Here is a 20,218-nt window from a genome sequence, read left to right as displayed (position 1 = left end):
CGCGGGCAAGCTGCACCCATGAGCATTGCGCCTGATATCACGGCCCTGATCGGCGGCACGCCCCTGGTGCGCTTGAACCGCCTGCCTCAGGCTTGCGGCTGCCAGGCCGAGATCCTGGCCAAATTGGAGAGTTTCAATCCCTCGGCCTCGGTCAAAGACCGCATCGCCAGCGCCATGGTGCTGGAGGCAGAGCAGGCCGGCACGATCGTTCCCGGCCAAACAGTGCTGGTGGAACCCACCAGCGGCAACACCGGAATCGCCCTGGCCATGGTGGCGGCGGCCCGGGGCTACCGGCTGATTCTCACCATGCCGGACACGATGAGCACCGAGCGTCGAGCGATGCTGCGGGCCTATGGCGCAGAGCTGCAGCTCACTGACGGTGCCCAGGGCATGAATGGGGCGATTGCCCTGGCCAAGGAGTTGGTGGCAGAGATCCCCAACGCCTATCTGCTCCAGCAGTTCGACAACCCCGCCAATCCAGCCGTGCATGAACGCACCACGGCCGAGGAGATTTGGCGCGATACGGAGGGCCAGATCGATGCCTTTGTGGCAGGGGTGGGGACCGGTGGCACGATCACTGGCTGTGCCCGGCTGCTGAAAGAGCGTCAGCCGCAGCTCCAGGTGATTGCCGTGGAGCCCGAGGCCAGTGCCGTTCTGTCTGGGAGGCCGGCGGGCGCCCACCGCATTCAGGGGATCGGGGCCGGTTTTGTTCCTGCGGTGCTGGAACTGGATCGGATTGATTCGATCCTCACGGTGAGCGATGAGGAGGCGATGCAGGTGGGACGGCGACTGGCCCGGGAGGAAGGTCTGCTCTACGGCATCAGCAGTGGAGCAGCCATGGCAGCGGCCCTCCGCGTTGGCCAGGATCCCGCCATGGCGGGCAAACGGCTGGTGGTGATGCTGGCTAGTTATGGCGAGAGATATCTCTCAACACCAATGTTCAGTGCTGCTTCGCAGCTTCCCGCCCGGAGGGATGGCCAGCTGTGAGCGACCCCTATGCCGTGCTTGGTGTCAGCAGCACCGCCAGCAACGCTGAAATCAAAGCGGCCTATCGCCAGCTGGTGAAGCAGCACCATCCCGATGCCGGCGGCGACGATCAGCAGATGCTGGCCCTCAATGCCGCCTGGGAAGTGCTTGGCGATGCCGAGCGCCGGAAGGCATTTGATCGCACGCGGCCCCAGCCGGGGCGTGCTGCATCGCCGGCGGATCTTCGCCGGGCCAGCCGTGCCCACGAGCGCTCGGTGGCGGCTGATGACGCTCTGGTGGAGTGGCTGCGGCGGGTCTACGCCCCGATCGACCGCATGCTCGGTGAGGTGATCAATCCCTTCCCCAAGCAACTCAAAGCACTGTCGGCTGATCCCTATGACGACGAGCTGATGGAGGCGTTCTGCAGTTATCTCGAGGCGAGCGGCAGCCGGATGGAACGCGTCAAACAACTGTTCCAGTCATTGCCCACGCCGGCCTCGGCCCGTGGCTTCGGCCTCAGCCTGTATCACTGCCTCTCGGAAGTGGAGGACGCTCTGGCAGAGCTGGAGCGCTACACCATGGGCTACGTGGATGGTTACCTCCACGATGGTCGCGAGATGCTGCGCGAGGCCAAGCAGCGACGCAAGCGGCTCCAGGATGAGCGGCGTCGGTTGGAGATCGTGTGAAACAGCGCTGGCGTTTCTGGGCTTGGGTTGCCCTGATCTGGGTGCTGTCAACCCTGGTGGATCGGCTTTGGTGGACGCTGCAGACCGGTGTCCCCGCCTGGGATCAGGCTGACTACCTCAACAGCGCCATGGACCACGGCCGCGCTTTGGGATTGCTGCCGGGTGGCGGTTGGCAGGGTTGGCAGGCATTGCTGGATCTCTCCCCGAAGATTCCGCCGTTGGCCTCATTGGTGAACGGCACTGTGATGGCGTTGAGTGGCGATGCCCCGGAGCAGGCGGCCTGGAGCCTCAGCCTCTGGCACGGGCTGCTCCTTGTCGTGATGGCGGGCTGGGGGAGGCGGCTGCAGGGGGAGGGCCTGGCCCTGATCGCTTGCCTTTTGGCGGCATTGACGCCGGCCTTCCTGGATTTGCGGACGGATTACGTGCTTGAGATGGCCCTTGTGGCCAGTTGCAGCCTGGCGATCTGGCGTCTCGGGGTCTGGTGCGACCCCCAGAGCGGTGGCCGTTGGGGGCAGGCCTGGGGATGCACCGTGGCGGCTCTGGCGGCGGTGCTGGTGAAGCAGAGCGCCTTGCTGGTGCTTGTGCCCGCCGGTTTCTGGGCCGCCGGGATGGCGATTCGCCGGGGTGGCCCCTGGTTGCGTCAGGCCCTGCTGTTGCCCTTCCTCACGGCCGCGCTTGTTGGCCCCTGGTTGCGTCACAACTGGATCACCAGCCTCGGCGGTACCAACCGGGCTGTGTTCGAGTCGGCGGCCCGGGAAGGGGACCCCGGCGTGCTCAGCCTGGCCAGTTGGCTGTGGTATCTGCGCCTGTTGCCGGAGCAGCTGGGCAGTGTGCTGCTTTTGGTTGGTCTTTCGGGGGTGCTGCTCTGGTGCTGGCAGCGCCAGCAGGTTTCAACCGATCACGCCTGGTCTTGGCGCTGGCTCGTCATCAATCTCGTCGCGGCCTGGGTGCTCACCACCCTGAGTCCGAACAAAGGCGATCGCTACATCGCTCCCCTGCTTCCCGCCCTGCTGTTGCTGCTGGCCCGGGGTTGGTGGCAGTGGGGGCATTGGTTGCAGGCCAAACGCTCAGCGTTGGTCTGGCCTCTGTTTGGAGCAGGGCTGCTGGCCTGTGTTCCCGCGGGCTGGGCCCATCAGCTGCATCGTTTTGAAGATCGCCCCCGCGGCCCGGTGGAGGCTCTGGTGCAGGCCGCTGGCGGTGCGGACCCCAGCACCCCTCCCGCCACTTTGATCGTGGTGCCCAGTACCTCTGATCTCAACCAACACAACGTCAGCTTCTACGGCCGTCGCCGGGGGGGGCAAACCGTTGGACGCCAGCTGGGTGGCAGCCGCCGTGACAGTGAGCCTGTGTTGGAGCGGGCGGAATGGGTGGTGTTGGCGGAAGGGGACCAGGGATCGGTGCGCAAGGCGGCACGGCATCTGGATCACGCGGTGCGCAGCAGCGGTGTGTTTCAGCTGGTGAATCAGTTTCAGCGTCCCAGGGGGGGCAGTTATTCCCTCTGGCGCCGTCGCTTGACCCACCCGATTGCAGAACCATCCTTTGCGGATCGTTTCCCCAACCTCGCCGCCGGGCTGGCCGCCGGGCCGGTGGGGCTGGATCCAGTGTTCGCAGCTGTGGGGCAGGAGCACATGCTCGATGGCCATTTCAGCTATCGAGACCCGGTGCGCGCAGAGGCCCTGGAGGCACTGGCCCAGGATCCGCAGGCGATTCGACCACGCTGGACCCTGGCGCTGCTGGCGGTGCTTGAGAACCGACCGGCGCAGGCATCAGCGCAGTTCGAGCACTTGCAACGCCTGTTGCCCGACAACCCTTGGCCGGCGGCTTATCGCAGCGTGGTCAACCTGGCGGGCTGGAATCCCTGGCAGGCCGCCGCAGCTGCAGACGCAGCGACCATCTCGAACCCAGTACTCGTGGCCTTGGGGGATCTCAGCGGGGTCCTGTCGGGTGCCGTTTGGCGCATCCCCGCCGCCATGACCTCAGTCCCTGCGGCCGTCACGGCCGTGGAGGAAGCGCTGGAGCCCTCCTCGAATCAAGAGCAGGATCAGGAGCAGGCTTCCAGCTGATCCATCCGTAGCCACACATCGGGTACCGGGCGATTCCAACGCACCTGGCCGTATTCCCCCTTGACTAGCAGCAGCTCACCGGGGCCTTCAAAGATGTACGCGGGTGCCGTGGGGTCGCTGGCAGCCGCTTCAAGGCTGGCGCTGTAGGCGGCCTTGTTCACCCTGACCAAAGCACCTTTCCGCAACGCAGCAGGCTTGGCCTTGGCGGGAGCAGCGGCGTCGGATTCGGCCATGACAAGAAATGGTGATGCCCCCAGGCTAAAACCAATCGCCGACGAACCCCTCTAGCCTCCCAGCCGCATCACCCCCGCTTTCATGCGTCTGCTGCTGTTCGGCTGCACTGGTTTCGTTGGCCGTGAGCTTCTGCCGCTCCTGTTCCAGGCCGGCCATCAGCTCACGGTGGTCAGCCGTCGATTGGCCCGTGGTTACAACACTGAACGGGCGGATGGGCGACTGATCTGGATGCAGCTCGACCCCACCAGCAGCAGCACCTGGGCCGATGCTGGGCTCCTGGAAGCCCTGAACCAGGCCGATGCGGTGGTCAACCTGGCGGGGGAACCGATTGCTGAGAAGCGTTGGACCCCAGCTCACCGGCAGTTGCTGGAGACCAGCCGTCTGCAGACGACCTCGCAGCTGGTGAAGGCGATCGAGGCCTGTTCAACCCCGCCAAAGGTGCTGGTGAACGCTTCGGCGATCGGTTTCTACGGCTCCAGCCTGGAGCAGCGTTTTCTCGAATCGAGCAAACCCGGCAACGACTTTCTCGCCAGCTTGTGTCAGCGCTGGGAGGCGGCTGCCGAGGCGGTTCCTTCTTCGGTGCGGCAGGTCACCCTGCGGATCGGCATCGTGCTTGCCGCTGACGGCGGCGCGCTCGGAAAAATGCTGCCGGTGTTTCGTACGGGTTTTGGCGGTCCGATCGGCAGTGGCCGCCAGTGGATGAGTTGGATCCACCGCAGTGACCTTTGTGCCCTAATCCTCCAATCCCTCACGGACGAGAGCTGGACTGGCGTGATCAATGCCGTTGCTCCCGAGCCGGTGTCGATGGCGGCCTTCAGCAAGCAGCTGGGACGCAGCCTGGGACGCCCCAGCCTGCTGCCGGTCCCTGGACCGGTGCTCCAGGTGCTCCTGGGGGATGGCGCCAAGGTAGTGCTAGAGGGCCAGCAGGTCGCTTCGGAGCGGCTGGACACCATGAACTTCAGCTTCCGTTACCCCGATCTGACTTCAGCACTCGCCGCTGCCACCAGCTGAAGATGCCGCTCACCAGGGCCGCCATGATCAGCAGGCTGATGGCCGGTGCGAAGAGGGGTTGCCACAGCACCTGAACCCGGTCCATGAGCCAGTCATCCCCTTGGCTTTGGCCCACCACCGCAACCGCAAAGACCCCAGCTCCGACAAACACAAACAGCACGTTCACCATCAGCAGGCGGTCCAGCCAGCGTTTCCAGGCCGGTTCTGAAGGGGCACTCATGGCAGCAGTGCACTGATGGCTGCCGCCATTCTCTGGCCTCCGCCTGCCTCCCCGAGGCGTCGTTTTGCTTCCACTCGGCATTGCTGCTGAAAGATTGGATCCCCTCGGAAGCGATCCAGCAGCGCCAAGGCCAACTCTGCTGTGGCCTTGAGGGCCTCACTGCTACCGCTCTCCCCGGGGGCGCAGAACACGGTGGGGCCCAGCAGGCGCCGCTGGGCTTCTGCGAACGCCGCGGTGAATTGCGGCCCCTGGCCTGGTACCTGCAGCACCGGTTTGGCCAGTCCAACGGCTTGCTCGATGGCGGTGCCCGCCATGCCGATCACCAGATCGCTGTTCTGCAGTACGGCCTTGAACGCTCCGCGGCGCACGTTGATCGACACGGCTCCATCGCGCTGCAGCACGCCGTTCGTCAACCGCCAGCCGATCCTGTTGCTCAGTCGCTGCAGGCTGACGTCATCCAGACTTGGCACCAAGGCCAGATCCACGCTGCAGGGTGGTGTGGTGGGGAGCAGCTCCATCAGCTGCAGCAGCAGCTGCAGGTTCTGCTCCAGTTCCGGTCGGCGGCTGCCGGGCACCAGACCGATGTGCTGACCGCTGGCTGGCGCTGTGGGTGCCGCAGTCAGCACTGAATCCATGAACGGATTGCCCAGGAAGGTCACTGGTCGATGCAGTTGGTGACTGAGATCCTCAGCGGTGCGTTGATCGCGGCTGTAAACGGCCTTGAACCGTTTGCTTTTCAGCAGAGCGGCGCAGGGCCAGGGCAGGCGCAGCTGCCCTTCGTAGTGGCTGGAGTAGGCCACCAGGTATGTCGCAACGGGGCGGTGACTGAGCCATGCCGCGATCACCGGGATCACATCCCCCACCACCAGGATCAGATCAAAGCGATGCCGGTGACGCAGCAGACGAATCAGTCGTTTGAGTAGATACAGCACCTGTCCCTGCAGCAGTTCTGTCAGGCGACCCTGAAGGCTGGTGTAGCCGATGCCGCCGGTGCTGAATTCATGACTGCGTCCCAGCAGCGGCACGCCGGCCTTGCGGTAGGCGCTGCCGAGTCCCGCCAGGGGGAGCGCCTGCACGCTGTGCCCTTGCTGCTGAAGTTCTTGGGCTAGCAGGGCGCCGGAGAGGTCTTCGCCGTGGCCATTGCTCAGCAGAAGGATGCGTGCCATTGCGGGGTTCTCTCTCACTAAATCCACCTATTCGGATCCGGAATGCCGTTGGCGTGTTGGGACCGCAGTCGGGTGATGGTCCAGGTGGCTGTCATGCAGGGGCTGTCATGCAGGGCTGTCATGCAGGCAGTGCGCGTGACCGGGCTTTTGGAGGGCGGGTTGTTGCAATCAGAGTTCAAGCCAGGCTTTCACTTTCTCGAGAGCCTTCCAGCCTGGTTTGCGCTCGAGGCCATCGGTGATTGAGGCCTTGAGTTCGCTGGACACCTCCGGGGCAAGGGTCATCACTTGCTGCACCACCTGGATGTGGTCCCGCACGCCCTTGGATTGCGTCTCCAGCAAGGCCAGGCTCAAATTGATCCTGGCCTGCGGGTCCTGGCCGTTGAGCTTCACGGCGAAGCGTGCTGATCGCAGCGCTTCCTCCGGCTGATCGCAAAGCAGCTGCAGCCAGGCCAGACAGGTCCACCCCGCCGACTGGCGGGGGGCGGCTTCAACGATCTGGGCGAAATCAGGCAGCACCTCTTCGGCAGCGGCGCCGCTCTGGTATCGGGCCATAGCCTGCTCAAACAGGCTGTCCTGGGAAGTCTCCATCAACGGGGAGAGGGCAGTGATCTCCCCTCAGAGTCCCACGTGGCTTCGCTCACACTGCAAAAGAACTGCCGCAGCCACAGGTTTGGCTCGCGTTGGGGTTGGTGAAGTTAAATCCACCACCAATGAGGGCTGTGCTGAAGTCCAGCTGCATTCCGTAGATGTAGAGCAGGCTCTTCGGATCGCAGATCACCCGGAAGCTCTGGCCATTAGAGGCCACATACTCGTAGGTCTCGTCGTCGTCGAGGGTGTCGGCGGCGGACACGAAATCCATCGTGTAGCTCATGCCGCTGCAGCCGCCGGAGCGGACTCCGACGCGCAGCACCTGGTTGTCACCCTGTTCGCCACACAGCTTGGCCAGCTGCTGCATCGCCGGTTCGGTGATCAGGATGCCCTTGCCGTCTTTGGCGGTATGGGCCGGCGCAGTATCGGGGGTGGAGGTCATGGTCAACGCAGGCTCGTGCTCTCACTCTATGAACGCTCATACATAGAGTCGCCTTAGTTGACCAGATCTTGTGCGGGTCGCGATCGTTGGTTCCGGCCTCGCCGGTCTCTCCGCTGCTGTTGACCTCGTGGATGCAGGCCATGAGGTGAATCTCTACGAAGCCCGTCCGTTCATGGGCGGAAAGGTGGGCAGTTGGGTGGATGAGGGAGGTAACCACATCGAGATGGGGTTGCACGTCTTCTTCTTCAATTACGCCAATCTCTTCGCCTTGATGCGCAAGGTCGGGGCGTTTGAGAACCTGCTGCCCAAGCAGCACACGCACCTGTTCGTGAACAAGGGGGGCGATCTACGGGAGCTGGATTTCCGCTTCCCCATCGGTGCGCCGTTCAACGGCCTCAAGGCTTTCTTCACCACACCGCAGCTCAGCTGGATCGACAAGTTGCGCAATGCCCTGGCCCTGGGCACCAGCCCGATCGTGCGTGGTTTGGTGGATTACGAGGGAGCGATGCGCACCATTCGTGCTCTCGACTCCGTCAGCTTCCAGGATTGGTTTGTGGGCCATGGCGGCAGCCCTGAAAGCATCCGGCGGATGTGGAACCCCGTCGCCTACGCCCTGGGTTTCATCGACTGCGAGGCCATCTCCGCCCGCTGCATGCTGACCATCTTCATGATGTTTGCGGCCAAGACTGAAGCTTCCAAGCTCAACCTGCTGAAGGGATCCCCCCACCGCTGGCTCACGGGCCCGATTTTCGACTACATCCAGCAGCGTGGCGGCAAGTTGCATCTGCGCCACCGGGTGAAGCAGGTGGAATTCAGCGAGGGTGAGGCGCCCGAGATCACCGGCCTCCAGCTGGGAACGCCTGAGGGTGATGTCCGTGTTGAAGCCGATGTCTATTTGGCGGCGTGTGATGTGCCGGGGATTCAGAAGTTGCTGCCCGAAGCTTGGAACCGCTACCCCCAGTTCGAGGCAATTCATCAGCTGGAGGCCGTGCCGGTGGCCACGGTTCAGCTCCGCTACGACGGCTGGGTGACCGAGTTGGGGGATTCCCACGAGGCCCAGCGTCGGGATGTGGCGACACCTACAGGTCTGAACAATCTGCTGTACACCGCTGATGCTGATTTCAGCTGCTTCGCTGATCTGGCATTGGCCAGCCCGGAGGACTACCGCAAGGAAGGAGAAGGATCCCTGCTGCAATGTGTGCTGACTCCAGGGGATCCCTGGATTCCCAAGTCTGTGGACGAGATCGTGGCTCACACCGACCGTCAAGTGCGAGAGCTGTTCCCCTCAGCCCGCAACCTCAAGCTCACCTGGAGCAACGTGGTGAAGCTGGCCCAGTCGTTGTATCGGGAAGCCCCAGGCATGGAGCCCTACCGCCCTGAACAGCGCACACCGATCTCTAATTTCTTCCTTGCCGGCAGCTACACCCGCCAGGACTACATCGATTCGATGGAGGGAGCCACGATGAGCGGTCATCTGGCAGCGGCGGCCATCCTTGATCGGCCTGTGAAGCTGGCCACCAACGCGGCGGTGGCCTGATGGGACGCTGGCTCGAACACACGGTCACCACCGAGGTGCAGGCATCGGCCGCCAAGGTCTGGGAGGTCTGGAGTGATCTCGAAGCGATGCCCCGCTGGATGCGTTGGATTGAGTCGGTCAAGCCCCTGGAGGATCCCGATCTCACCGATTGGACCCTGGCGGCTCAGGGCTTTCGCTTCAGCTGGAAAGCCCGGATCACGCAGCGGGTCGAAGCCCAGCAACTGCATTGGGAATCCGTGGGGGGACTGCCCACCAAGGGGGCGGTGCGCTTTTATCCCGAAGCTGACGACCGCACGGTGGTCAAGTTGAGCGTGGCCTACGAATTGCCGCGGGTCTTGGCACCGTTAATGGAACCCAGCATCCTGGGGGGCATCGTGACCAAGGAGCTCCAGGCCAATCTTGACCGTTTCCGTGACCTGGTGGAAGCAGGCGGCTGAGCGCTGGTTCCTTCCCGTAGTTGTGTTGGTGTCAGTGGCGGGCTGTGGTGGTGAAACGCCAACGGTCACAGCACTGCCATCGGCTCCAGTGCAGCCTTCGCCGTTGCCCGAAGCGTCTGCTCCCGCAGCTCTTGCCATCGGCCTGACCCCATTGCCCTCGGCCGAGGAGGTGCAGCAGGCTACCCCTGGTGGACGGGTCGATCCCTTCGGTCCACTGTCCGGTGCGGATGTTCAGGAAGGCACGTCCGTCATCACCCCGATAGTGACGGGAGTTCTGATGGTGGGCAACCAGAAACGCGCCATGGTGACCACCGCCAGCGGCAGCGGTGTGATCTGTGTGGGTGCCGATGGCCGCTGCGAGGATGACGCTCCGCTGGTTCTGCCGACGGGATGGTCGGTGCTCAGCATCGATATGGTGAGCGGCTGCATCCGCCTGTCGCTGAACGACGAACCTCAGGACTTTTGCATCGCCTGAGCACAGGCGTCGGCCAGTCCCTCGAGATCGTGGGGGTCGGCCTCGGAATCCACCCGCCCGAAGCATTGCAGGCAGCTGCGGCTGGTCTGGGGGCCGATCGAAATCACTTTCACTCCCTCCAGTCGATTGGTCCACCCTGGGCCGAAGCGTTGCTCCAGTAGCTGAGCGGTGTGCTCCGCCGTCTTGCCGCTGCTGAAGGCGATGGCATCGACGCTGCCCTCGTCCAAGGCGGCTGCTGTTGGGTCCGGCATCGAGGAGGGGCATCCGGATTCGTAGGCCGCCACCTCCACCACCCGCACTCCGGCCTCGCCGAAGGCATCCGCCAGCAGGGTGCGACCACCGCTTTGCACTCGTGGCAACAGCATCTTGAGGCCCCAGCCCGACACTGGGAAGTGATCGATCAAGCTGTCGGCCACGAAGCTTGGGGGCACAAAATCCGCTGCAGCCCCAAGGTTCTCCAGCACTTGCGCCGTCTTGCGGCCCACCGCCGCAATCTTGAGGCTGGCGGGGCGCCGGGCCAGGCAACGCCCGATGCGTTGCAGCCGCTGCTCCACGGCCTGCACGCCATTGGCACTGGAGAACACCAGCCAGTGAAAGCTGTCCAGCTCCTCAAGGGCGTCATCCAGTGGGCCCCAGTGGTCGGGTGGTCCGATCACCAGGGCCGGAAGGTCCAGCACCGTGGCACCTCGCTGCTCCAGCAGCTGACGCGCGGCCCCCTGCTGGTCGGCCGCGCGGGTGACGATCACCGTTCGGCTCTTCAAGGGATGGCTCAAGCGACAGCCTCCCCGTTCAGCTTCACGACCCCCTGCACTTTCTCCCGGAGCGCGTCGGCCGCGTCGGACTGCCCCTGCGCCTGAAGCAGGCTGATGGCGCGGATGAAGCTGCTGCGGGCCGCATCGATGTTGCCGCCCAGCAATTGCGCCACCGCGTTGTTCTGATGGCACGCGGCGTTGTTGGGATCCAGGCCGAGGGCGCGCCCGTAGGCCTCGAGGGCCGCAGCGAGGTCACCGCGCCGTCGTTGCATCAGCCCCAGGTTGTACCAGGCCAGGGCCACTTCCGGGGCGCGCTGGGCGGCGGTTTGGGTGAGGCTGATGGCTTCCTCAAGGTCGCCCTGTTCCATCAGTCGGGCCGCCAGGTTGAGTCGGGCTCCCAGACTCACCCGGGTGTCGAGGGGAATCTCCAGCGCTTGCCGGTAGCAGCGCACCGCTTGGGCGGGATCGCTGGGGGTCAGGGCCAATCCCAGGTGCAGCAGCAGCTCATAGCGTTCGGCACTGCCCCCATCACAGTGTTGGAGTCCCGCTTGAAGTAGGGGAATGGCGTCGTCGGTCTTGCCTTCACTGATCAACAGACCCCCGAGCTTGGCGCTGGCGTAAGGATCACCGGGGCGGTCCCGCAGGTCGTCTTCCATGGCCTGCCGCAGCCGATCCGCCTTGTCGCTGCCCTCCAGCAGCTCCGGTCTGTAGCCGTCGTGGAGGATCGCAGGTTCACTGCAATCGGCGATGCGCCATTGGGGTTCCGTCTCCAGCAGGGCGCGAACGCTGTCGTCGATCATCGAGTGATAAGGCCGACTCCACTGGATTGAGGGGTGGCGGCGGAACAGGCGACTGACGCTGGAATAGGGCGCCATGGCGGCTCCCACCTCGTAGCGCAGCAGGTTGATCACCAGCACATCGGGCTGGGCCATCAGAGCCTTCAGGGCGGGGATGGCCTCGGGGCGCAGCTGTTCATCGGCATCCAGCACCAGCACCCAGTCACCGTTAAGGAATCCCATGGCCTGGTTACGGGCCGGGGCGAAGTCCCCAGGCCAGGTGATGCGTTCAACCCTGGCTCCGGCGGCTTCGGCAATGGCCACCGTGGCATCGCTGGAGCCGGTGTCGACCACCACCAGCTCGTCGGCAAAGCCCTGCACGGAGCGCAGACACTCCCCGAGACGCGCCTCTTCATCGCGCACGATCATCGAGAGGCTGAGCATGGCCGGCCGGCTGGAAGTTGGCGAGAGGTTAGATGCGGTTGGTCCGTGCGGTTGATTGGATGTGGTCAGTCGGTGAATGCACCGCCTCCGCTAGCCGGCGAACTGGTGGGAAACAGCGCGGTGAGCACCTGGCGCTGGGCCTCCTGCATCTGGCCAGCGGAATAGGCGGCCGGACAACCGCTGGGCAGAATGGGCTGAAGGCTCTCCCAGAGGTAGGGGCTGCCGTAGATCACGACCCCGGCCAGTCGGTTGAGGGTGACCAGTTGTTGGATGGCTGCAGCCCAGGGCTCCTGAGCGTCACGCCCAGCGCGGAAGGGGTTGCCCCGCAGGAAGAGTTGCAGCATCACCGGGCCATTCCCCAGGCCTTCCAGCGCAAGGGGTGCCTCCGGCTGGCCGCTCCAGGGCGACAGGCCTTCTCCATGCAGCACCACCGAGCGAAATCCTTGGGTTTCGGGAATGCGCAGGGCCGGTGACCAGCCGCTGAGGGCGGCTGCGCTTGGTAACAGTGAATCCACCCGCACCAGGTTGATCCCTGCGTCAGCCCGCACCACTGCATCGCGGATGGTGACGCTGTGGCGCACCAGCTCCGCTTCCAGGGCCTGGTCGGCTGCCGTGACAATTGGCCCTGAAGGGGCGCTGATAGGGATTGATTGCAGAGCATGGGCACGGCGCTGACGGCTCTCCTCCAACCGCTCGAGGGGCAGTCGTCCGCTGTTGAAGCCAGCGCAGAGGCCATCGATCGCGGCATCTGCATCCGCCGGCATCAGGATCAGGTCGGCTCCGGCGTCAAAGGCCAGCACGGCCGCTTCTGCTGCGCCATGCCGTGCGCTGATCGCTTCCATCACCAGGGCATCGGTCACGACCAGACCGTTGAACCCCATCTTGCGCCGCAGCAGATCGGAGAGGACGGCCTTGGAGAGGGTGGCGGGCTGCTCTGGATCCAGTTCCGGCAGCAACAGGTGGGCCGTCATCACGCTGTCAATGCCGGCGGCAATGGCGGCACGGAATGGGGGCAGTTCCACCTGTTCCAGCCGTTCGCGGCTGTGGGGCAACACCGGCAGGTCGAGATGGGAGTCGCTGGCGGTGTCGCCGTGGCCGGGAAAGTGCTTGGCGCAACCGAGCACATCGGCCTGCGATAGCCCCCGCTGAAAAGCCACGGCCAGGGCGCCCGCACTGCTGGGATCCTCCCCCCAGGCCCGCACATTGATGACGGGGTTGGCGGGGTTGTTGTTGACGTCGCACACCGGTCCCAGCACCCAGTTCAGGCCGCAGCGGCGAGCCTGTTCGCCGGTGCAGCGGCCGTAGCGTTCGCTTAGTGCCATGGCCAGCTCGGGGTCGCCCCGGTAGAGGCGTCCAAGGGCCAGGGGCGGCACCAGCCAGCTGGCGCCCTCGAAGCGTTGGCCCACGCCCTCCTCCACGTCTGCACAGAACAGCAACCGCTGGCTACTCCACCCCTGCAGTTGCTGGGTGCGTTGCTGCAGCTCCACGGCGCTGCCCCCCAGCAGAATCACGCCGCCGACACCTTCCTGAAGCAGACGCTGAAGTGTGCCGTTGGGCAGTTCCCATTGCGGGTAACGGCGCTGGTGGTCGCTGAGATGACCACTGGCCCGCAGCACCAGCAGCTCAGCCACCTGGCGACGCAGGTTGCTACTCGCTGGGGTGTTCATCACTCCCCGGTGGAACCTCACCTCGCTGCTGCCGTTCATCCTCGAGGCGATTCAGCAGCCCCAGCATGGAGCTACCGCGTTCCAGGCCGCGGTCAAGTTGGAACACCACCTCGGGGGAGCGGCGCATCTGCAGCCGCCGCCCCAGTTCTCCCCGCAGGAAACCGCTGGCGGCCTGAAGGCCTTCGAGCACCTGTGCGCGCTCCTGGGCCTCTCCGAACACGCTCACAAAGATCTTGCAGTGCTGCAGATCGCCGGACACCTCCACTTCGGTGATGCTCACCATGCCCTGGTGCACCCGTTCATCCCGAATGCCATTGATCAATAGTTCGCTGACTTCTTTGCGGATCAGCGCGGCAACCCGCTCCACTCGACGCCCCTGTGCCATCACGCCATCGGTGCTGAATTCACCATGGCATGCAGCACAAGTATGAGGCTGATTCCCCCGCTGATCAGGGCGCCGATCAAGGCGACGGCTGTGACGGGATTGCTCCGGCGTGCGACTAGGGGTTCGGCGACGGAATTCATCACCCCGAGGGTGAAGGCCACCAAGTAGCGGGGGTAACGGGAGACGTTGAGGAAAAACTCTCTCATATCTAGTTATTGCAACGTTTTTGGAGGTGTTTGGAAGGCTTAGACAATTCTTGGGCAGAGGCTGCTGACGCAGCACAGATCCATAACGGACCGGTGTTCAGCAAGAGATGCCTTGGATGCGTGGAGTTTATTCGGCTCAAAAAACCGTGAGGGAGTTTGCCTGAGACTTCTAGATCTCTTGTAATTGCAGTGCATCTGCGGGGTTATTGGACATGTTTTATCCAACGCCTTGGACAGGCTGGCTCGATCTATTGATGTGACCTGCAATAGCTTGGTACATATGAACTAAATCAGAGTTTTTGGGTCAGAGGGCTTCATCCAAGATCCGGCGACCAAAGAAACGAAGCGGTTTCACCGGGATAAGAAGAGCTGGATCAGAGATCCAAAGGTCTTTTTCGACACGGGGATACCCATACCGGAAGAACCACCACTCCTCAAGACACGTGTGCATCTGCGCAGGGACGCTGCAGAGCAGCTCTGGAAGGAGTTGCATCGCGTTGGCTGGCAACAAGTGGAGCCTTGTTGGGGAGGGAGCCTCTGCTGAGCTCTAGAACGAAGGGGGTATGGGGGGAATCAGCGTCCTGGTGTGTATGTAATTAGGGCCTGGAAATTTCTGTTGGAAGATCTGATGCGATGCAACCTCAGACAAAAGCAACTGCAGCAGGGTGAGCGCCTGAAGTAGTGATGCACGCTTTGGGCGTCGACGTGGCAGAAGTAAGTGGGCTGGGCACCAGAAACGGTTTGAGACCACAATTGGCTCATGATTCGCGCCGCTCTCGCAACCATTGCTCTGATTGCTGGAGCAATTCCTGTAACTGCTGCTGGTGATGTCGCCCCTGAAATCCACCAGCTCTGTCTTCAAGCCGCCGACTATCGCGGCTGTGTAGAGGCTCAGGCTGGAACCCCTGAGTACCTCGGCAACAAGTGCCCTGAAAATCACGCCTATGTCGGCGAAGGCAAATGCCAGCGCGTCTACTGCGACTGGGTTGGACTTGGCGGAGGTCACCACGAACCGCTGGTTGCTGGCAAGTCCACCTGGCGCTGCGGAAACAACTACAACTTCTGGAAGGACGAGCTGCAGGTTGGAATCCTGCGTCTTGGTGCCACCGTCGAGGTCGAGCAAACCTCTACCTGCCCTTCAGTCGCTCCTCAAGAAGGTTGGAACTCCAGTTGTGAGCATGCTGAAGACAATTGGCGAGCCATAGAGGCTGAAGCGAAGCGCCCTAAATGCTCCAAGAGGCTTGTTGCGTTCGAGTGCGACTGGAGCGCCTACTTGGAGGCAAACCCTGGCATGAAGGCATGGGCTGAAAGCAACCCTGAAGCCGCTGAAAAGCAGCGCATCAAGTTGGAGGCTGACCCACTGAAGAAATGATCGGGACGAGCAGGGCAGGCTGCTTGGTTGGCACCTGGGGGAGAGCCTCAACTCAGATGCGAGAGAATGTGATCTCAGCCCAATCCTTCCATTCTCTGGGTGAGTCCTTCTCGAACAAACACCTGCTTTTAGGCGCAGTACTCTCCAAGGCAACTGGAGACACCTCAGGCTTTGTCAGTAAGATTGTGAAGACGACTGCAGAGACATGACATTTCTTCAGCGAATCAAAAAACCAGCAGAAATCTACGTATTACTCGCTACATTTATTTTTACCGAACAATTCGATCGAAACCTCAACCTCGAGGCAGTAGAAGAAGGAGCAATAAAAAACTTCCTAGAAGTTGCACATGCTTTTCTGGACGCCCTTACCAACCATATGCAGCCAATTGGCGCCATATTTTTTGGCTACACATTTATCCTTATTGTCTTGAATTTGGCGAACAAGGGAGTGAGAAAAGGCGTCGATATATTGGCAATATTTCTCTCAGTGTGCTGGATTTTAGAGCTTGTTATCATGAATTTACTTCTTGTTGCCCCGATCAAAAGCCCAGTCCTTTTAATTGTTGAACTTCTTCTATTTATACCCATAATTTTGATCTGCTTTTCGTGGTGGTATTGGCGCATCAATGAAGGTCGTTCGATCAGGAATTTACCTCCTGCCATTCTGGTCTATGATGCACCTGGGGCCATGGAATATTTCTTTTTTGCGGCCGAAGTTTGTTTTGATTACTCGCAAGATTCATGCAAGACTGCCCCCTCGAAAGCGGTAAGACTTTTAAATGGATTTGTTGTTCTAGACGTTTTTGGCCTCACCCTATCCAGGGCCGTCGATCTTGCCATTGGCTAGCAAAAAAGTGTTTTTTTGGGCGAAAGCACTACAAGATCGATCGTAAATAAGCCAAGAGGCGACACGATTGTCGCCATCCATCTCTCGACAAGACCTCACATACAAGCCACCCCGTCAGCGATGGCGGGGATTTTTATTGCTTGACCAGATCGGGGAACACTTCAAGCAGTCACGTCTGACACATGACCCGCCGCTTCCACTATGGCTAGTACTTCAGAAATTCAGCTGCTCAATGGGCCTAATGAAGCCAACCACCCTTCTTGGAACACTGATCCTGCTCAGCACCTGGAGCAGTGTTGGCGCCACTGAGGCCGGAACATATTCAGTTCAAAAAGCTGACAACAGCATCGAGCAACGCATTGCTGCTGCACGGAGTGACGACGGCTGGTCGCACCTGTTGAATGCAAAGCTGCACAAACCGCTGGATATCGCTGCTTGGGGTAACGGTCGCGGACGTGGCTGGGCCAATGGCGGTGGCTGGCGCAATGGTGGCGGTTTCGCTAATTCAAGTGGTGGTTTCGCTAACGCCGGTGGTGGTGGCTGGCGCAACGGTTCAGGTGCCTGGGGCAACGGTGGCGGGCGACGTGGCTTTGTGAATTGGTAGAACTGCGAGCTGACTTAACCCCGTCAGCATTGCGGGATTTTTATTGCCTACCCAGATGGGGGATTCGTAGCCCTGAAATTGGGCAAAACTCCCGCATGGTTCTGGCGAGCTTCGGAATGTGCTGGCTACTCTGCCGGGCCTATGGCTGTTTTGGACATGCTGGAGCTGCATCAATTCCGCCATTCCGCCTTCTGCCTCAAGGTGCGGATGGTGTTGCAGGCCAAAGGGCTGAGTTTCCGCACCGTGGAGGTGACCCCTGGCGTTGGCCAGGTGGCCGTGTTCCGGCTGTCCGGGCAACGGCAGGTGCCTGTGCTGGTGGATGGGGAGCAAGTGATTGCCGACTCCAGTGCCATTGCGCTGCACCTGAATCGACGTGAGCCCGACCCTGCTTTGCTGCCGGCTGATCCACGTCAGGTTGCCCAGGTGCATCTGTTGGAGGACTGGGCCGATACCACCTTGGCGATGGCCGGTCGCTCGTCTTTGGTGCAGGCCGCGGCATTAGACCCAGAGCTACGTGTTGCACTGCTGCCCGACGATCTTCCCGATCCCGTGCGTTCGGTGATGGGTGTGATCCCCGGCGGTTGGGTCAGCAACATCACCGAGCTGGTCAACCAGAACGAACGCACCGAGCTTCTTGCCAGCCTTGAGCAGCTCGCCGCCTCGGTGCAGGCCAGCCCCTGGTTGGTCGGCGATAGCCTCACCTTGGCCGATATCGCCGTGGCAGCCCAGCTGTCGCTGCTTCGATTTCCCCCCTCAGCGGGTTCGGCCCTGGCTGGCAAGGGTGTGCCCGGGTTGAGCGATCACCCCAAGCTGCAGCCCCTATTCCAATGGCGTGACCAGCTCGAACTCAAATTGATGGAGCGGACGCTGGAAGAGGTGTGAAGCGCAGTTTGTAGTGGTGCTGAGCAATGGCCTGATCCCGCAGGCTTTCCCCTGGGGAGGCATAGCGCCCTTGCCACTGCTCAGCGCAGATGTCTTTGCCGCAGCGGTTGTAGCGGCTGAGGGTTTCGATTCTGCTCAACCGCGGAGGTCCTGGGGCATGCAAGATTTGCAGCACCAGTTCGTCTGCAAGAAAAGTCTCAGGGCTCGGGCTCTCTTGGCGGCGGCCCGTCACCGTTGTCTCCAGGAACAGGTCGCCTTTCAGTCGAGCGATCTGGCGATTGGCGGAGTCGGGGTCTTCCTCGACCCCCAGCAGCTGCTCCCCGAGCAGGGCTCGGCCAATGGCTGTGGCATTGAAGCTTCGATCGCCGATCAGGCGACCGCGTCGGTCGGCCTTGAACCGTGCCTGATGGCGCAGAGCTGGATCGCCAGGGGCATCCAGATCAATGCTTTCCACTTGCCAGAGCCCGTCAAACCAGTCGGGATAAACCAGGTCGTCCCGATTCGAGGGCCGCGGCAATGGTGCTGGAAGGCTCCAGTCGGGCCAACTGTTCAGCCGCTGCTCAAGGCTGCCTTGAGCCCAGGCGGGGCCGCCACTGAGCAGGATGGTGAGGCTGATCAGCAGCATCCACAACCCCCGTTCCATGTCTGATCCCCTGATCCGTGCCCTTGATGACTATGTGGTGCTGGAGCCCGGCAAGCCGGAGAAGCTGCTCAGCGCTGCCGATACGTTGACATGGCTGAGCGGTTGGTTGCGCAGGCTCGATCAGCTGCCGGCCGATCTCGCGGATCAACCCGATGTGGAAGCGGCGGCTCAGCGTTTGATCGACACGGCCTGCGATCTGGAGATCAGCCCCGGTCTGACCTTGCAGTGGTTTGCAGTACGGCTGGAGCCGCCAACGGCTTGATTTCAGTCGGTGCGGCGTTGGCTCGGATCTTTCAGCAGGCTCGGAAGCAGCTGCAGAATCCCATCGGCGACCACGTCCGGGGTCTCGTCGTTGATCACCACCGTGAGATCGGCTTCGGCGTAAAGGTGCTGTCGCTTGTTCAGCAGCGCCTTCAGGTCGGCTTCTGGATCGGCGGTCTGCAACAGCGGACGCACCGTGCTGTCGGCTTTAAGACGTTGCATCAACTGGTCGGGGACCACATCGAGCCAGATCACGATGCCGCTGTGCAGCACCCCCCAGTTCTCCGGTTCGGTCACCACACCGCCACCGGTGGCCACCACCAGTGAGTGGCGCTGACTGATGGCATTCAGCACCTGGCTTTCCAGGCTGCGGAAGCCTGCTTCGCCATCCCGCTCAAAGATCTCCGGGATGCTGCAGCCTGCTGCCTGTTCGATCACAGCATCAGCATCGACAAAGCCGTAACCCAGGCGTTCGGCCAGGGGCCGTCCGGTGCTGGTCTTGCCGCTGCCCATCATTCCCACCAGGTACAGGCTGCGCCCGCCCAGTCGCTGCTTAAGGGTGGGGGTGGAATCCGCCATGACTCGGAATCGGCATTAGCTCATTAGGATGCCTGGCGGCCGGAACGTCACATGACTGAAACGAAGTCACCAGCGCGGCACGGCCAAGGTCGTGGCTGTGTCATTACCCGGCGGGCCTGTTTCAGCGCCAGCCATCGCTATTGGCTGCCGGAGTTATCCGCCGATGACAACGCCGCCCGTTTTGGGCCCTGCGCCTTGGCTCCAGGCCATGGTCACAACTACGAACTGATCGTGTCCATGGCCGGCGGACTGGATGCCGACGGCATGGTGCTCAACCTCTCGGAGGTGAAGCACGCCATTCGTAACGAGGTCACCGGCCAGCTCGACTTCCGCTTCCTCAATGAGGCCTGGCCGGAATTCGATGTTTCCGGTCCTTCCGGCTGTCTCCCCACCACTGAGGCCCTGGTGCGGGTGATTTGGCAGCGCCTCAGCCCGCATCTGCCGATTACGGCTCTGCGCCTCTACGAACAACCGGGCCTTTGGGCCGACTATCTCGGACATCCCATGGACGCCTTCCTCACCATCCGCACTCACTTCGCTGCTGCCCACCGCCTGGCTCGCCCGGAGCTCAGCCAGGAGGAAAACGAAGCGATCTACGGCAAGTGCGCCCGCCCCCATGGCCATGGCCACAACTATCTGGTGGATGTGACCGTGCGCGGTGAGATTGATCCCCGCACCGGCATGGTCTGCGATCTGTCCGCCCTGCAACGCCTCGTGGATGATCTGGTGGTGGAGCCTTTCGATCACACCTTCCTCAACAAGGACGTGCCGTTCTTCGAAGAGTGTGTGCCCACAGCTGAGAACATCGCTTTGCACATCACCGATCGTCTCTCCAGCCCGATCAAGGCGATTGGTGCCAGCCTTCACAAGGTGCGGCTGCAGGAAAGTCCGAACAATGCGGCTGAGGTCTATGCCGAAGCACCGCAGTTGGAGATGTCACCGGCTGCCCTCGATGCAGTGGCGGCCGTCTGACTG

Annotated in this window: 26 protein-coding genes; 14 read left to right on the top strand and 12 right to left on the bottom strand. The window is 62.3% G+C overall.

Features of this window, described 5'->3' with window-relative positions; genetic code table 11:
- Nucleotides 1–18: 18 nt before the first annotated feature.
- From cysK to FZZ92_RS04660, 3 genes are read left to right on the top strand one after another with little or no spacing between them, the layout of a single operon-like run.
- Nucleotides 19–987, top strand: coding sequence for a cysteine synthase A (gene cysK / locus FZZ92_RS04670; protein WP_166018493.1), 969 nt, complete (start codon nucleotides 19–21; stop codon nucleotides 985–987).
- The gene (locus FZZ92_RS04665; RefSeq protein ID WP_166018494.1) at nucleotides 984–1,652 is read left to right on the top strand and encodes a J domain-containing protein; all 669 of its coding nucleotides are present in this window, start codon (nucleotides 984–986) and stop codon (nucleotides 1,650–1,652) included. Before cysK ends, FZZ92_RS04665 begins: the two co-directional genes overlap by 4 nt.
- Entirely contained in the window at nucleotides 1,649–3,715 is a 2,067-nt protein-coding gene (locus FZZ92_RS04660) for a glycosyltransferase family 39 protein (protein WP_226422708.1), read from the top strand. Before FZZ92_RS04665 ends, FZZ92_RS04660 begins: the two co-directional genes overlap by 4 nt.
- Here FZZ92_RS04660 and FZZ92_RS04655 read toward each other — a convergent pair.
- Nucleotides 3,694–3,948 (bottom strand): NAD(P)H-quinone oxidoreductase subunit O, encoded by a 255-nt coding sequence (locus FZZ92_RS04655; RefSeq protein ID WP_115025407.1) that lies wholly within the window; start codon nucleotides 3,946–3,948, stop codon nucleotides 3,694–3,696. The two genes, FZZ92_RS04660 and FZZ92_RS04655, sit on opposite strands and share 22 nt — an antisense overlap.
- 82 nt (nucleotides 3,949–4,030) lie before the next feature.
- On the opposite strand from FZZ92_RS04655, the gene FZZ92_RS04650 reads away from it, so the two are divergent.
- Entirely contained in the window at nucleotides 4,031–4,960 is a 930-nt protein-coding gene (locus FZZ92_RS04650; RefSeq protein ID WP_226422707.1) for a TIGR01777 family oxidoreductase, read from the top strand.
- Here FZZ92_RS04650 and FZZ92_RS04645 read toward each other — a convergent pair.
- From FZZ92_RS04645 to FZZ92_RS04630, 4 genes are all read right to left on the bottom strand, one after another.
- Nucleotides 4,908–5,180: a hypothetical protein gene (locus FZZ92_RS04645; protein ID WP_166018497.1), complete on the bottom strand. Its 273-nt coding sequence runs from the start codon at nucleotides 5,178–5,180 to the stop codon at nucleotides 4,908–4,910. The genes FZZ92_RS04650 and FZZ92_RS04645 overlap by 53 nt on opposite strands.
- Complete coding sequence (locus FZZ92_RS04640; RefSeq protein WP_226422706.1) at nucleotides 5,177–6,346, bottom strand: lipid-A-disaccharide synthase-related protein; 1,170 nt, start codon at nucleotides 6,344–6,346, stop codon at nucleotides 5,177–5,179. Before FZZ92_RS04640 ends, FZZ92_RS04645 begins: the two co-directional genes overlap by 4 nt.
- Nucleotides 6,347–6,514: 168 nt before the next feature.
- Entirely contained in the window at nucleotides 6,515–6,934 is a 420-nt protein-coding gene (locus FZZ92_RS04635; protein WP_166018499.1) for a hypothetical protein, read from the bottom strand.
- 49 nt (nucleotides 6,935–6,983) lie between these two features.
- Nucleotides 6,984–7,376, bottom strand: coding sequence for an iron-sulfur cluster assembly accessory protein (locus FZZ92_RS04630; RefSeq protein ID WP_166018500.1), 393 nt, complete (start codon nucleotides 7,374–7,376; stop codon nucleotides 6,984–6,986).
- 70 nt (nucleotides 7,377–7,446) lie between these two features.
- Here FZZ92_RS04630 and zds point away from each other — a divergent pair, with 70 nt between their 5' ends.
- From zds to FZZ92_RS04615, 3 genes are read left to right on the top strand one after another with little or no spacing between them, the layout of a single operon-like run.
- Nucleotides 7,447–8,913, top strand: coding sequence for a 9,9'-di-cis-zeta-carotene desaturase (zds, locus tag FZZ92_RS04625; protein WP_166018501.1), 1,467 nt, complete (start codon nucleotides 7,447–7,449; stop codon nucleotides 8,911–8,913).
- Nucleotides 8,913–9,350, top strand: coding sequence for an SRPBCC family protein (locus tag FZZ92_RS04620; protein ID WP_166018502.1), 438 nt, complete (start codon nucleotides 8,913–8,915; stop codon nucleotides 9,348–9,350). The genes zds and FZZ92_RS04620 overlap by 1 nt, the downstream gene beginning before the upstream one ends.
- Nucleotides 9,325–9,825: a hypothetical protein gene (locus FZZ92_RS04615; protein WP_226422705.1), complete on the top strand. Its 501-nt coding sequence runs from the start codon at nucleotides 9,325–9,327 to the stop codon at nucleotides 9,823–9,825. Before FZZ92_RS04620 ends, FZZ92_RS04615 begins: the two co-directional genes overlap by 26 nt.
- Here the strand turns inward: FZZ92_RS04615 and FZZ92_RS04610 are convergent.
- The 5 genes from FZZ92_RS04610 to FZZ92_RS04590 all read right to left on the bottom strand — a co-directional run bounded on the left by FZZ92_RS04610 (nucleotide 9,804) and on the right by FZZ92_RS04590 (nucleotide 14,055).
- Complete coding sequence (locus tag FZZ92_RS04610) at nucleotides 9,804–10,598, bottom strand: uroporphyrinogen-III synthase (protein ID WP_226399051.1); 795 nt, start codon at nucleotides 10,596–10,598, stop codon at nucleotides 9,804–9,806. The two genes, FZZ92_RS04615 and FZZ92_RS04610, sit on opposite strands and share 22 nt — an antisense overlap.
- Nucleotides 10,595–11,797, bottom strand: coding sequence for a glycosyltransferase (locus tag FZZ92_RS04605; protein ID WP_226422704.1), 1,203 nt, complete (start codon nucleotides 11,795–11,797; stop codon nucleotides 10,595–10,597). The genes FZZ92_RS04610 and FZZ92_RS04605 overlap by 4 nt, the downstream gene beginning before the upstream one ends.
- Nucleotides 11,798–11,862: 65 nt before the next feature.
- Nucleotides 11,863–13,464, bottom strand: coding sequence for a glycoside hydrolase family 3 N-terminal domain-containing protein (locus FZZ92_RS04600; RefSeq protein WP_226422866.1), 1,602 nt, complete (start codon nucleotides 13,462–13,464; stop codon nucleotides 11,863–11,865).
- Entirely contained in the window at nucleotides 13,445–13,849 is a 405-nt protein-coding gene (rbfA, locus tag FZZ92_RS04595; protein ID WP_226422703.1) for a 30S ribosome-binding factor RbfA, read from the bottom strand. Before rbfA ends, FZZ92_RS04600 begins: the two co-directional genes overlap by 20 nt.
- A complete protein-coding gene (locus tag FZZ92_RS04590; RefSeq protein WP_226422702.1) occupies nucleotides 13,849–14,055 on the bottom strand; it encodes a DUF751 family protein in 207 nt (68 codons plus the stop codon). The genes rbfA and FZZ92_RS04590 overlap by 1 nt, the downstream gene beginning before the upstream one ends.
- A gap of 289 nt (nucleotides 14,056–14,344) precedes the next feature.
- Here FZZ92_RS04590 and FZZ92_RS04585 point away from each other — a divergent pair, with 289 nt between their 5' ends.
- The 5 genes from FZZ92_RS04585 (at nucleotide 14,345) to FZZ92_RS04565 (ending at nucleotide 17,760) form a co-directional block, all read left to right on the top strand.
- Nucleotides 14,345–14,599 carry a DUF1651 domain-containing protein gene (locus FZZ92_RS04585; protein WP_166018557.1) on the top strand — a complete coding sequence of 85 codons (255 nt, stop codon included), beginning with the start codon at nucleotides 14,345–14,347 and terminating at the stop codon, nucleotides 14,597–14,599.
- A 216-nt stretch (nucleotides 14,600–14,815) separates the two neighbouring features.
- On the top strand, nucleotides 14,816–15,427 hold the full coding sequence (locus FZZ92_RS04580; protein ID WP_166018511.1) for a hypothetical protein: 612 nt from the start codon (nucleotides 14,816–14,818) through the stop codon (nucleotides 15,425–15,427).
- 205 nt (nucleotides 15,428–15,632) lie between these two features.
- The gene (locus FZZ92_RS04575; protein ID WP_166018512.1) at nucleotides 15,633–16,274 is read left to right on the top strand and encodes a hypothetical protein; all 642 of its coding nucleotides are present in this window, start codon (nucleotides 15,633–15,635) and stop codon (nucleotides 16,272–16,274) included.
- A gap of 241 nt (nucleotides 16,275–16,515) precedes the next feature.
- Nucleotides 16,516–16,878, top strand: a complete 363-nt coding sequence (gene grrA / locus FZZ92_RS04570) for a GrrA/OscA1 family cyclophane-containing rSAM-modified RiPP (protein ID WP_226422701.1) — start codon at nucleotides 16,516–16,518, stop codon at nucleotides 16,876–16,878.
- A gap of 156 nt (nucleotides 16,879–17,034) precedes the next feature.
- Nucleotides 17,035–17,760, top strand: a complete 726-nt coding sequence (locus FZZ92_RS04565; protein ID WP_226422865.1) for a glutathione S-transferase family protein — start codon at nucleotides 17,035–17,037, stop codon at nucleotides 17,758–17,760.
- On the opposite strand, the gene FZZ92_RS04560 is transcribed toward FZZ92_RS04565, so the two are convergent.
- Nucleotides 17,726–18,403: a DUF6816 family protein gene (locus tag FZZ92_RS04560; RefSeq protein WP_226422700.1), complete on the bottom strand. Its 678-nt coding sequence runs from the start codon at nucleotides 18,401–18,403 to the stop codon at nucleotides 17,726–17,728. The two genes, FZZ92_RS04565 and FZZ92_RS04560, sit on opposite strands and share 35 nt — an antisense overlap.
- On the opposite strand from FZZ92_RS04560, the gene FZZ92_RS04555 reads away from it, so the two are divergent.
- Complete coding sequence (locus FZZ92_RS04555) at nucleotides 18,402–18,665, top strand: chlororespiratory reduction protein 7 (protein WP_166018518.1); 264 nt, start codon at nucleotides 18,402–18,404, stop codon at nucleotides 18,663–18,665. The genes FZZ92_RS04560 and FZZ92_RS04555 overlap by 2 nt on opposite strands.
- Nucleotides 18,666–18,667: 2 nt before the next feature.
- Here the strand turns inward: FZZ92_RS04555 and FZZ92_RS04550 are convergent, their stop codons facing one another.
- A complete protein-coding gene (locus FZZ92_RS04550; protein WP_226422699.1) occupies nucleotides 18,668–19,243 on the bottom strand; it encodes a shikimate kinase in 576 nt (191 codons plus the stop codon).
- Between the two features lie 51 nt (nucleotides 19,244–19,294).
- On the opposite strand from FZZ92_RS04550, the gene FZZ92_RS04545 reads away from it, so the two are divergent.
- A complete protein-coding gene (locus FZZ92_RS04545; RefSeq protein WP_226422698.1) occupies nucleotides 19,295–20,215 on the top strand; it encodes a 6-carboxytetrahydropterin synthase in 921 nt (306 codons plus the stop codon).
- The last annotated feature ends 3 nt before the right edge of the window (nucleotides 20,216–20,218 follow it).

The sequence above is a fragment of the Synechococcus sp. MU1611 genome (assembly GCF_020514255.1).
Classification (GTDB): domain Bacteria; phylum Cyanobacteriota; class Cyanobacteriia; order PCC-6307; family Cyanobiaceae; genus Parasynechococcus.
This window is presented reverse-complemented; position numbering and strand designations above follow the sequence as displayed.